Source organism: Candidatus Phytoplasma crotalariae (assembly GCF_030586865.1).
Lineage (GTDB): Bacteria > Bacillota_I > Bacilli_A > Acholeplasmatales > Acholeplasmataceae > Phytoplasma > Phytoplasma citri.
The window spans coordinates 1-12,585 of sequence record NZ_JAOSIR010000017.1 but is presented as its reverse complement, the minus strand read 5'-3'; the positions used below and the strand labels follow the sequence as shown (position 1 = coordinate 12,585).

General features: G+C 21.6%; 8 protein-coding genes. 5 read left to right on the top strand and 3 right to left on the bottom strand.

Annotated elements, in window-relative coordinates; genetic code table 11:
- Positions 1-165 precede the first annotated feature (165 nt).
- Positions 166-2,385 carry a replication restart helicase PriA gene (gene priA, locus OC683_RS01580; protein WP_304514809.1) on the top strand — a complete coding sequence of 740 codons (2,220 nt, stop codon included), beginning with the start codon at positions 166-168 and terminating at the stop codon, positions 2,383-2,385.
- Positions 2,386-2,426: 41 nt separating this feature from the next.
- On the opposite strand, the gene plsY is transcribed toward priA, so the two are convergent.
- Entirely contained in the window at positions 2,427-3,050 is a 624-nt protein-coding gene (gene plsY, locus OC683_RS01575) for a glycerol-3-phosphate 1-O-acyltransferase PlsY (protein WP_304514808.1), read from the bottom strand.
- 244 nt (positions 3,051-3,294) lie between these two features.
- Here plsY and OC683_RS01570 point away from each other — a divergent pair, with 244 nt between their 5' ends.
- Entirely contained in the window at positions 3,295-3,546 is a 252-nt protein-coding gene (locus tag OC683_RS01570; protein WP_304514807.1) for a hypothetical protein, read from the top strand.
- Between the two features lie 168 nt (positions 3,547-3,714).
- On the opposite strand, the gene OC683_RS01565 is transcribed toward OC683_RS01570, so the two are convergent.
- On the bottom strand, positions 3,715-5,115 hold the full coding sequence (locus OC683_RS01565) for a 2-hydroxycarboxylate transporter family protein (RefSeq protein ID WP_304514806.1): 1,401 nt from the start codon (positions 5,113-5,115) through the stop codon (positions 3,715-3,717).
- A 652-nt stretch (positions 5,116-5,767) separates the two neighbouring features.
- Between OC683_RS01565 and OC683_RS01560 the strand changes: the two genes are divergently transcribed.
- The 3 genes from OC683_RS01560 (at position 5,768) to OC683_RS01550 (ending at position 10,556) form a co-directional block, all read left to right on the top strand.
- Positions 5,768-6,550 (top strand): HAD-IIB family hydrolase, encoded by a 783-nt coding sequence (locus OC683_RS01560; protein WP_304514805.1) that lies wholly within the window; start codon positions 5,768-5,770, stop codon positions 6,548-6,550.
- Between the two features lie 105 nt (positions 6,551-6,655).
- Positions 6,656-7,270, top strand: coding sequence for a DUF4194 domain-containing protein (locus tag OC683_RS01555; RefSeq protein WP_304514804.1), 615 nt, complete (start codon positions 6,656-6,658; stop codon positions 7,268-7,270).
- A gap of 1 nt (position 7,271) precedes the next feature.
- Positions 7,272-10,556, top strand: coding sequence for an ATP-binding protein (locus OC683_RS01550; RefSeq protein WP_304514803.1), 3,285 nt, complete (start codon positions 7,272-7,274; stop codon positions 10,554-10,556).
- Positions 10,557-10,597: 41 nt separating this feature from the next.
- Here OC683_RS01550 and OC683_RS01545 read toward each other — a convergent pair whose 3' ends face one another.
- A complete protein-coding gene (locus tag OC683_RS01545) occupies positions 10,598-12,268 on the bottom strand; it encodes a DEAD/DEAH box helicase (protein ID WP_304514802.1) in 1,671 nt (556 codons plus the stop codon).
- Positions 12,269-12,585 lie beyond the last annotated feature (317 nt).

Below are 12,585 nucleotides of genomic sequence, written 5' to 3'. Positions count from 1 at the left end.
GTTCTCGCAAGAGAGTAAATTAGGGAAAGCGGTGTGCTGGGAAACTTGCTCGCACCGTTTGGACGGGGGCTGATTGTCAATAAAACAACAAATACAAATCGTTGTATAAAACGCAATTAATCTATCCTTATTATTCAAGTTTTAAATTATTAGAGGCTATTTTATATGTTTGCTGAAGTGTTAATTGATTTATCATTAAATTCTTCTTTTTCATCTTTTGATTATATTATTCCTGAAAAAATGAGAAATTTAGTCCAAGTAGGTACTAGAATTATTATTCCTTTTAGAAGTACTGTGCGTTTAGGTTATGTTCTTGCTATTAAAGAAAGTAGTATATTTGCTAATAAAGAAATAATAGAAGTTCTTGATTTAGTGCCTTTTCTAAATCAAGAATTTTTTTTATTAATTAATGAATTGCTAAAAGTTCCCTTCAATTCTAAAATTTCTGTTTATAGAACGGTTTTGCCTAAAGATTTATTAACTTCTTATGTTCGTAAAATTTCTATTTTAAAATCTAATTTGGTACCATCGGAATTGGAAAAATATTTAATCGACAAAAAATTTTTGTTAAATGTTAAAAATAATTTTCAGATTTCTCTTTTAAGAAAATTAAAAAAAGAAAAAATTATTGAAATGTCTATTGTTCCGAGAAAAGAACTTTCTCAATTGTCTTATGATCATATTAAATCTTTAATTTCTCAAGAAATAATACAAAATAATTCTTTTAATTTAAATTATCAAACAAGTTCCACAGATAAAAAAGAAATGTTAAAAATTTCTTTAACCAGTCAGCAACAAAATATTTTTAATAAATTTTTACTAGATCAATATAAAACTTATTTATTAATTTATTCTTTAGAATCTGATAAATTAAAAATCTATTATAAATTAATTCAAGAAAATTTAGTTAAAAAAAAACAAATTCTTATTTTGGTTCCCGAAATAATTTTAATTGAACATTTAGTTAGAAAGATTAAAATACAATTTCCTGATATTAAGATATTTGTTAATCATGGTGGTATTAAAAATAATTTTAAAAATTCTAAATTAAAACAATTAAATGTCGATTTGATAATAGGAAATAATATTGCTATTTTTACTCCTTTTATAAATTTAGGGATTATTATAATAGATGATGAGCATCATGAATCTTTTATTGAAAAAATAAAAATGCCTTATTATGATGTGAGAGAATTAGCTCAAATAAGAGCTAATTATAATCGAATACCCTTGATTTTATCAAGTTTATCACCATCATTAACAAGTTATTATCGAGCTAAAATATTAGGCGAATATATTTGGTTAAATTTACAAAATACCGAAAATAAATATGATATTCAATTAATTGATATGAAAAAAGAATTACAAGAAGGCAATATATCGCCTTTATCTTTTGCTTTAACCGAATTATTAATGGAAAATATTAAATTAAAATTAAAAAGTTTATTATTTGTTAATATTAAAGGTTTTTCACGTTTGGTTTTGTGTTTGCATTGCGGTTATATTCCTAAATGCTCTAATTGTGGTTGTATTTTACATTATTATATTGATCCTAAAATATTAAAATGTTCTTCTTGTGGTTACAAAGAGGAATTTTTCGAACATTGCTATTTATGCCAACAAAAAACTATTTCTAGTATGTTTTCAGGTATTTTATCTATTGAAAATTTTTTAAAACAAAAAATACCTAAATCTTTTATTTATTGTATAGATTCAGATAATATTCGAAATTTTAATATGAAAGAGTATGAAAAGATTATATCTAATTTAAATAATAATAAAATAGATATTTGTTTAGGTACTACTATGATAATTAAAAATGGTCTTTCTTGGCCAATGAGTTTATTAGGAATTGTTTTATTTGATTCATTATTAAATATAAATCATTTTACAGCCTCAGAAAAAGCTTTTCAAATTTTAGTACAATTAATATATAATATGCCTAAAAAATCTCGTATTATAATACAAACTTATAATACTAATAATTATATTTTAGATTCTATTGTAAATAATAATTTTGAATTTTTTTATGAAAAAATCTTGCGAGAACGTCAAATTAATAATTATCCTCCTTTTATGTTGATTAGTAAAATTTTAATTATGCACCCGAGTATTATGAAAGTGCAAGATATAGCTAATAAAATTAAGATTATTTTGCAAAACAATTTGTCAATTGATATAACTGTTTTAGGTCCTTCTATAGCTAAACGTTATTTTCAAATTATAAAGAAAAAAATTTTTTATCGGGTATTTTTGACTTTAAAATATAAACATTGGCCTTTAAACTTAGATTTTTTAAAAAAAGAGTCTTTTGATAAAAATACTCATATTATATTTGATCGTTTTGATACTTTAACAGATCTTGATATTGTTACTTTTTTTTAATTTTTATTACTTTATATATATTAATTTGTTTTATTAATGATTTAAAATTTATTTTTATTTTTAATATTAAATTTATTCTCTTTACCTTGATATAGATTAATGATATTTTTTTTATGTTTTATGAAAATTAAAACAGTGATAATTGCTATCATTATAGAGTTATATAAATTTTTTTTTGTTATATATAAATTAATATTAGTAATAATCGTAGCAATTAAAGAAGCTAAAGAAGCGTAACCAGTTAATTTTACTAAGATTGCAAAAATCATAATACCTAGAATCCCGATCCAAAAATTAATTCCTGAAATTACTCCAACAGAAGTTGCTATAGCTTTTCCTCCTTGGAAACGATTAAAAATAGAAAACATATGTCCTAAAATAGCAAAAACCCCTAATATTATTGTTTTTTCTTTGGGAAATAAACTTAAATTATAATTTTTAAAAATAAAAACAGGTAAAAATCCTTTGAGAAAATCTAATAAAAAAGTTAATAAGCCATATTTAAAACCTAAAATTCTTGTAACATTGGATGCTCCGATATTTTTAGATCCTAATAAATTAATTTTTTTATCATTACAAATGCCTATTAATAAACCGAAAGGAATAGATCCTATAAGATAGCATATTATACAAATGATAATATTTTCTAAAGATAACTGAAACATATTTTTTGATTCTCTCTATTTATATTTATTTGAAAAAGGTTTTTTAGTATTTTAATTTTTATTCAAAATTATTTTAATTAAAAATTATAAAAAATATTTAATTAAATTGAAAAAAATTTAAATAATTTTCAGAATAGGTTATAATTTTTTTATGTTAAAAAAATATTTAATACTACAAGTTATAAAATATTTAATTAAATTGAAAAAAATTTAAATAATTTTCAGAATAGGTTATAATTTTTTTATGTTAAAAAAATATTTAATACTACAAGTTATAAAAACATGTTTTGGCAGAAAAAAAAAAATATTTATTTCTATTACTTTATTACGTTTAATATTGTTTACTTTTTATTTTGTTTATTGTAACGTGTGGAATGATATATTTGATTTTAAAAAGCAATTTTTTCAATGGTTTCGTTCATGTTTTATTATTATTGTAAAACATGTTATTGCTTTTTTTGTTCTAATATATGCGATGTATTTTGTTATTGTTTAAATTTAAATAGAAAAGCCAATATTTTTATTAATATGAAAATCTTAAAAAAATTTATTTGAATTTGGAAAGAAAAAAATAAAGATCAACAATATATTAATAAAGTTGATCTTTATTCAATTGAAAACTGAAATTTCGTTAATAATTGATGTCTTATAATATAAAGAAGTTTTATATCATGTAGATACTACGAAAAGCTATATTAGCGATGACATATACCAAAGGTCCTGTTAATCTAGTGGCTATCATTGCAAAAGGTAATAAATTCATTCTACGAGATATGGTCATTACTCCTATATTACCTGCTCCACCAATACTGTAAGATGAAATTCCCGATGTTAAAGCTGTTTCTAAAGGATAAAATCCTAATTTCGGTGCCATAAAAAATGTAATTAAAGTAGCAATTAATAAAGAAGCGTATACAATTATTAAAATACTTGGATTTAAAACTGTTTCTTTTAATTGTTGGAAATTTGTAGTTAATCCTAAACCTACTAATACAGCACTTGTGAAATTTTCTGTCATGAATTTGCCAGATTGAGTAACAGCGTTTTGATTTTCTTGAGACATTAGGTCAAATATTTTAATTATTAATAATAAAATGATCATATAAACCATTGGGTCCATTTTACCAAATAATAATTGATTTATCATGCTTCCTACAGAATAAAGTGCAAAAATAATTAACCATCCCATACATATTGTTTTAAAATCTTTTATTTCTTGTATTTTGGTGGTTTTTATTTGATCTTTTGGATTCGAATTAGAAGAAGATTTTTCTAATTGCCCTTGACCACTATATTTGCTTTTATCAAAAATAATATAAAGCAATCCTGCTATAAAAATACTTAGTGTACGAGCTAGAACTAAAGGGCCTAGAATAGCAGTTCTAATAGTTGAAGCTTCAGCTTGAAAAGCTTCTTTATAAATTCCATTAGCAAAACCGTTAATTCCTAAATTAGTACCTCCATTAGTCAAAGGCACGAATACAAAAAATATTGAATCTAATATAGGACCTTTACTAAGTTTTTGAAATATTTCTGGACATTGATAATTTAATAAATATCCTAATCCACCAATAGTTAAACAACATATAAAAACACTACAAATGGTCAAAGGAACAAATTTTATTAAAGATCTTTTTAATAGTTGCCTATCTACACTTAAAAGACTGCCTGCTATAACAATAGTTATAAAAAATTGTGAAAAATTAATACCTATTCCATAGTCATTATTAGGTTTATTAAAAAATCCTTTATCGATATATTCAGCTAGTTGTTTTGGTATCCATCCTTTAAAAACTAAATAAGATGGTATAAAAATACAAAGTAAAAAACCTAAACCTAATTTATTTAAACCGGGAACTTTAGAACCTATATAGCTTAAAGTGATGCCTAACATAGTGATTAAAAATAAAGGAGTTAATAAAGGATGATAGAACTTATTAATTTTATCTGGATAATGCGCTATGCAAAAAATATTTAATCCTAATATCAAAAGTAATGTTGAAAAAAAAATGGGTTTAAAACCGAATATTTTAGTATTACTTTCTTTTTTTTGATTATTTGACATTTATTAGAATACCCCTTTCTTTTTCTGTAAAAATATATTTTATATTTCAAAATTGAATTTTTATTTTATTGTTATTTTAATAAATATCTTATTTATTAAAAATTAAAATTCAATTTTATTAATTATTTTACTTGATATTTTATTATAATGTTTAGCGACTTAAGGGAGCAATATAATATCAATATTAAATTTTTTGTATTTGAAGTGAAATTTATGGAGTTGTAGAATATTATAATGTTTAGATTTTAATTTAGGAATTTTTATTCCTTAAAAATATCCAACATAAGTCTATTTTAGCATAAATAAATTAAAAAAAATTTAAATTTTTTATTTTTAAATATATAAAAGAGACAAATTTAGGTTATTTTTTTTACAATTTTGTTAAAATAATCTTACTATGTTCTTGAAATTATAAATAATAAGAATAATAAATTTTTATATAATTTTAAATTTATATCTTTAAGTTTTAAAAAAATAATTATATATTTTATAATAAAAATTTCTGTTTCTTTGGTTTATATAAGATTTGTTATAATTTTTTTATTATTCGGATGTTGAATCAAATTATTTTTATTCAAATTTTATTTATAATTTTTAATAAAATTTTTTATTTTCAATAATTAAAAAACAAGAATTAGGAAGATAATGTTAGATGAAAAGAATATATTTTTTTGATATAGATCAAACTCTTTATCATAATAAAAAACAAATAATTTTACCGCAAACCAAAAAATTAATTTTAGATTTAGCAAGCAAACCAGGTATTATTTTGGGTATTGCTACAGGCAGAAATTATCGTAATTTAAATGTTTTAGGAGATTTGATATCTTGCTTTCATTATTTTGTTATTATGAACGGTGCTGTTACTATATCCAAAAATGATGGTATTATTGACGAAAATCCTATTCCATCTGAAAATATCGAATGTTTTGTGAATAAAATTAAAAATTTTAATATTTTATTAGCAGGCGTTAATATCAACAAAGAAGCAATTTTGTATAATCCTAATTTATCAGATAAATCTTTGGTTCGTTATTATCAAAAAGAATTAAATTATGTTTTAGATTATGATTTAAAATTAATGTCTAAGATATATTTTATGGTCGCTTTAGGTTCGGATGTTAATAAAATTAAAAATTTGAAGAATGATTTAAGTTTTTTAAATATATGCTTTTGGAATAGTCATGTAGATTTAACTGTTGATTATGTTAATAAATCTTATGGTATTGCAAAAATTAAATCTAAATATCCTGATTATCAATTGATTTGTACAGGAGATGGTAGTAATGATGTTGAAATGTTATCTTATGCTGATATTGGTATAGCTATGGGCAATAGTTTATATCCGCGTACTAAAGAAGTAGCTAAATTTATAGCTCCTCATATTGATTCAGATCAATTATATGATTTTTTTAAAAAAAATATACTTATTTAAATATAGATCAAAAATTTTTTTAAATTTATGGCGATTTTTAAAATATGTTATATTTGGATTAAATTTAGGATTTTTTAATTCAGAATATTTTTAGGAAGCGAAATTATGGATCAAAAAACACAAGAGTTGCAAATATTTTCTCAGAAATTTAAAATTTTGAAAGAAAAGGAAAAAGATATTTTTTCCCGAATTATTAATAAATTATTTCAAGTTAATTATTTAACTTCTCAAAAAAATTCTGATTTAAATGATTATAGATTTATTTTATTACATCAAGAAATGTTTATTTATTTTCTGAAATTAATTGATTTTGAATTGGAAATTCATAAACATGATGAAGTTATTTTTCTTAAAAATATTCAACAATTGAATAAATTAAGAATTAAAAAAGAAGAAAGTTTATTATTATTTTTGTTTAGAATTTTATTTCAAAAAAAGAAAGAATTAATGCCTTTAAATAATAAAATTGAAATTTTTTTGCAAGATATTTATCTTGAATTAAAAAGTATCGGTTATGCCGAAATTCATAAATTAACTAAAGAAAAAATAAAGAATTCTTTAATTTTATTTAAACAATATAATATTATTGATTTCTCTGATTATAATCATTATTTGCCTAATGATTTGGTAATTCGTATTTATCCAACTATTTTGTATTTAATTAATTTGGGTATGTTGCAATATTATCAAGAATTATTTACTACGGATGTGAAAAATTAAAATGAAAAAATTGACGAAAATACAATTAGTAAATTGGCATTTTTTTGGTTTTCAAGTTATTGATATCGAAAATAATGCTTTGGTTTCCGGAGAAAATGGTTCTGGTAAATCTACTTTATTGGATGCTTTACAATATGTTTTGATAGGGGAACGTAATCATGTTAAATTTAATATAGCAGCAAATGTTAATGCTAAACGTTCTTTAGAGAGTTATATGCGTTGTAAAATTGGAGCAGAGAATAAAGAATTTTTAAGAGATCAAGATGTTATTACACATATTTTATTAGAATTTTATGATAATATTAACAAAAAATATAGTATTTTCGGGTGCGCTTTAGAACTTTCCCGCAGTGGCCAATTAAAAGAAAAATTTTATTTTCTAGAAAATATGAAGTTTATTAATAATATGTGTGTAGAAGATGATCAACCTAAAACTCACAAACAACTGTTTCTTTTTTTAAGAAAATATGTTTCTGATTTTAATTTTTTTGATACTAAAAAACAATATCAAAGCGCTATAGGTAATTATTTAAACATTAATGTGAGCAAATATATCCAAATGTTACCTAAAGCTTTAGCTTTTAAACCACTTAATTTGCAAAATTTTGTTTTTGAGTTTCTGTTAGAACCTAATCCTATAAATATTTCGAGTTTAAAAAATAGCTTTAAACAATTGAAAAAAATAGAATTTCAAATAGAATTTGAAAAAAATAAATTATTTTATTTATCTAATATTATAGATGCTGATAAAAAATTTATTCATTTAAAAGAGCAGATTCAAATTTATCAATGTCTTGTATACGAAGTAAATCTTAAAAAAAATCATTTTGATTTGGATTGTTTTCGTTCCAAGAAAGAAGCTGATGAACTAAGTTTGCAAAAATTATTATTTAAGAAAGAACAAATTCATTTAACTATAGAAAATTTAAACAATGAATTATCTGTTTTGAAATCTAATGATAGGAACTTATTGTTAAATAATCTTCAAAAAGATTTAGTTTTTTATCAAAATATTGAACATACTTTGGAGAAAAAAATTAATTTATTTCGACATCAAATTAATCAAGAATTAATTAATTTAAAACAGCTACAAAATTTATCTTTTTCTGAAATTTATTTAGATAGTATCAATTGCATAAGTGATTTTTTAAATTTAGAATTTTCTGAAATTAAAATCAATTTACCCAAATTAAAATTTATTTTGGAAAAATTATGGCATTCGATATCAAAAGAAATAATTAATATTAATATACAAAAAAATGACTCTAATAAAATTATTTTAGATTTACAGAAAAAAATTTCAGATAAAGAGAAAGATTGTCGCATTCTTTCTTCTGTTATATCTGTTTATCCTCGTCATATACAAAATTTAATCGAAATTTTAAATAAAAAATTAAGCGATTTTTATAGTTTTTCAGTTAGTATTTATCCTTTATGCGAATTAATAGATATTAATGATAATTTATGGAGAAATGCTATAGAAGGTTTTTTAGGGAATAGAAAATTTAATTTATTGATAGAAGAAAATTATTTTGATCAGGCATTAAAAATATATAGCAATTTACCAGAATCTGTAGATAATAATTTTTATGATATAGGATTAGTTAATGTAGCAAAAATACCTTTAATTAAAGACAACTTTAACAGTTTATCAAATAAGATATCTTCTAATAATGAAAATGCTTTAAAATATATTCGTTTGCTTTTGTCAAATATTATATGTGAATTAGATTCTGCAAATTTAAAAAAACATAAAACAGCTATCACTCCTGATTGTTTGGTTTATAGCCAATACACTTTGAGAAAAATTAATCCAAAATTTTATCAATTTCCTTATATTGGTAAGAATTCTATTAAGATGCGCAAAAATTTTATTCTATCAGAAATTCAACAATCTAATTCTTTGTTATTACAGCATCAAAGTTCATTAAATAAATATCAAGAAATGATTAATTTATTGAATAAAAGTAAATTAGCTAATATTTTAATTTCGGATAATTTTAATTTATATTCGGAATTATTCTCTATTAAAGAAAAAATACAAAATGTTTCGCAACGAATAACTCAATTAAGTTCCGATTTAAATTTGCGAGATGTCCAAGATAATTTAGTTGCCATTCTGGATCAAAAAAAGAATCATAATGAACAATTAGAAAGAATTTTTTTTAAAATAGCAGATTTAAAAAATAATTTGAATAATTACGAATCAGAAATTCAAAATATTCAAATTAATTTGTCTGAATTAAATCAAAAATTAAATTTTTTAATAGACAAAAATATTTCTACATCTATAGAAGAGAAAATAAATGTATATTTATGTAATTATTATCAAAAATATAATGATAATTATGATTTGATTTTAAATAAAATTCATGATTATTTAAAAAATATAGAACAGCAAAAATTAACTCAACAAATAGATTTAATAAATCAAATGCAAATTTATTTACAAAAATATAATATTTCTAATATTGAAGCTCGATTAGAAAGTTTAGAATATTTTTATCAAGAGTATAATTTTACAAATTCTCAAAATTTATCAGATTATGAACAAGAAGCTAAAGAATTAACTAATAAAACTGAAATAATTTTTAAAGAAGAATTTATTAATAAATTAAAAGAAAGCATAGATAATACTAAACAACAAATTCAGAATTTAAATCAATTATTAAGTGATAGACCTTTTGGTAATGATAGTTATCAAATACTTATTAAACCTTCTAATGATCCGGATTACAAAAAATATTATGATATAATTTCTAGTTATGATAATAATGATTCCAAAAATAAGTTATTTGAAAGAGGTTTAATGTGCGAAAATATTTTGTTAGATGAATTATTTGATAAAATTATTTCTTCGGAAGAAGGTTATGAAGAAATAGCAGAATCTTTTTTAGATTATCGTAATTATATGACTTATGATATTCAAATAAAAGACATGAACAATAATTATTCTTTGTTTTCTAAAATTTTTCGTGAAAAATCTGGAGGTGAAACTCAAGTACCTTTTTACATTATCATGTCTATTTGTTTTGAACAGTTAAATAGTGCTAATGATAATCAAGGTTGTTTGGTTTTGTTTGATGAAGCTTTCAATAATATGGATGAAGCTAGAATAGAAGGTATGATGCGTTTTTTCAATTCTTTAAAGATTCAATTTATTATGGCTATTCCTCCGCAAAGGATTGTAGATATTTCTCCTTATGTGCAAACTAATTTAATTATTATTAAAGATGATAATCATGTTGTTGTTGAAAATTTTACAAGAAATATATTAAAACTTTAATTTTTTTATATAATCGTTTTTATTTTTAACTATCTTAATTATTAATTAATAAGTTTTTTGATGTTTAGTATTATTTTTTTGATTTCATTGTATTTAATTAAAAAAGTTATTATTTTAGACATTTGATATTTATTCATATTTTTTATTTTTTGTTCATCAAATAAAATGGAAAAATTAATTTTTTTATTTTTTTGTCTTAATTTTAATAAACGTAACAAATAATTTTTTTGTTTGGATGTATAATGATGTGTATTCCAATATTGAGTTTTATAAACTGATTTGTCAGTTTCATGTAAATTTAACCAATCATTAGCAATAGCGAAACAATTATCTTCGTTTCCTTTAAATAAACATTTAGCTGTTTTGGGTTCTTTTTTTCCACCAATAGCTATGTAAATATTTTTATAATGAGTTATATAAGCCCAAGTATGAAAACCTGCTATATAATGTTTTTTATTATTAGCCAGATCATACCATTCAAAATTTGAATTTTGTAATACATCATATTTTTTCATTTTAATATCTTTAACGAATTGTATTTCTTTAGATTCTCTGGAATTAAATTCTGTATTAGTAGAATTTGTTTTATTTAAACGTTTTTTATTTGGATTTTCATATGGGGATAAATATTCAAATAAATTAGGATTATTTTGAATAGATGTTCCGAAATCTAGTATAATACAATCTTTTTTTGTGATATGAGGATATTTATTATGATTTTTTAAAAGTCTTAAACCTCGACCAATCATTTGTTCTATTGTAGATTTAAACGAACTTGGGCGTAATAAGACCACGCATGAAACGATTTGGCAATCCCATCCTTCTGTTAATACATTAACATTAACGATAACTTGAATTTTTGTTTTATCGAAGTTTTTTAATATAATATTTCTTTTTTCGCTGTTATCGTTTCCTGTAATTAATTGAGCTTTAATACCAGCTTTTTTAAATGCTTCTGTTACATCACGAGCATGTTTGATGTTTGCGCAAAAAATTATAGTTTGACGATTTTGAGCATATTTTTTCCAGTGATTAATTACTTCCGAATTAATAGCGGTTGTATTTATAATATCTGCTACCTTGTTTAAATTATATTCTTGATTTTTTTGATATAATTGAAATATTTTTTCTTTAATACCGACATCTCTAATAAAAACTTCTGGTTTCACTAAATAACCAGCTTTAATTAATTCTTTTACCGTAATTTGGGCTGTAATTTCTGGAAAAATTTCTTTTAATTTTTTTTTGTCACCTCTTATAGGGGTAGCTGTAACACCAAGAATTTTACATTGAGGATTATACTTGAGAAAATGATCGATAATTATTTTGTAGGTATTGGCTGCAGAATGATGAGCTTCATCAATAATTAACATATCTATATCAGGTTTTTCTGGAAGATTTTTGGCTAAAGTTTGTACCATAGCAAAAATTACTTGAGCACTCCATTTTTTTATTTTTGAGTTGAAAAAACATGTGGTTATATTTTGATTAATGATTTCGAAGGCATTTTTATTTTGTTGCATTAACTCTTCTCTATGAACTAATACACAAGCTTTATTAATAGATTTTATTTGTAAAAAATGTTTTAAAATGAAAGAAAACATAACTGTTTTTCCTGAACCTGTTGGGGCTACAAGTAAAGTAGTTTGTTGATTCTCAAAAACTTTAATAATTTTATCAGTAAGTTGTTTTTGTATTTTGTTAAGTAGCATAAAAAATATTTCCTTTTTATTATGTTAACATGCATATTTCTATTTAATTATTAACATTTATTTATTCGATATAATAATTATAATTAAATTTAAATTGATTATTTTGAGTTAAAAATACTGTATTTATTAATACTTATATGATTATTTGAAATATAAAAAATTATTTTTTAGGTTAATACCTATGAAATTTTTATTTTGTTATAATTAGTTATCATGTTAATCATAAGCGGACCGATTTTTATTTCCTTAAAATTTTATCTTTTCTCGTAAACATAAAATTGTTTTAACTTCTGAAGTTGTTGAATTAAATCTTTTTA

What these genes read in the sequence shown, in the direction of transcription:
- OC683_RS01545 (WP_304514802.1), bottom strand. Translation starts at nt 12,268, where the DNA reads ATGCTACTTAACAAAATACAAAAACAACTTACTGATAAAATTATTAAA.
- OC683_RS01560 (WP_304514805.1), top strand. Translation starts at nt 5,768, where the DNA reads ATGAAAAGAATATATTTTTTTGATATAGATCAAACTCTTTATCATAAT.
- OC683_RS01565 (WP_304514806.1), bottom strand. Translation starts at nt 5,115, where the DNA reads ATGTCAAATAATCAAAAAAAAGAAAGTAATACTAAAATATTCGGTTTT.
- plsY (WP_304514808.1), bottom strand. Translation starts at nt 3,050, where the DNA reads ATGTTTCAGTTATCTTTAGAAAATATTATCATTTGTATAATATGCTAT.
- OC683_RS01555 (WP_304514804.1), top strand. Translation starts at nt 6,656, where the DNA reads ATGGATCAAAAAACACAAGAGTTGCAAATATTTTCTCAGAAATTTAAA.
- priA (WP_304514809.1), top strand. Translation starts at nt 166, where the DNA reads ATGTTTGCTGAAGTGTTAATTGATTTATCATTAAATTCTTCTTTTTCA.
- OC683_RS01550 (WP_304514803.1), top strand. Translation starts at nt 7,272, where the DNA reads ATGAAAAAATTGACGAAAATACAATTAGTAAATTGGCATTTTTTTGGT.
- OC683_RS01570 (WP_304514807.1), top strand. Translation starts at nt 3,295, where the DNA reads ATGTTAAAAAAATATTTAATACTACAAGTTATAAAAACATGTTTTGGC.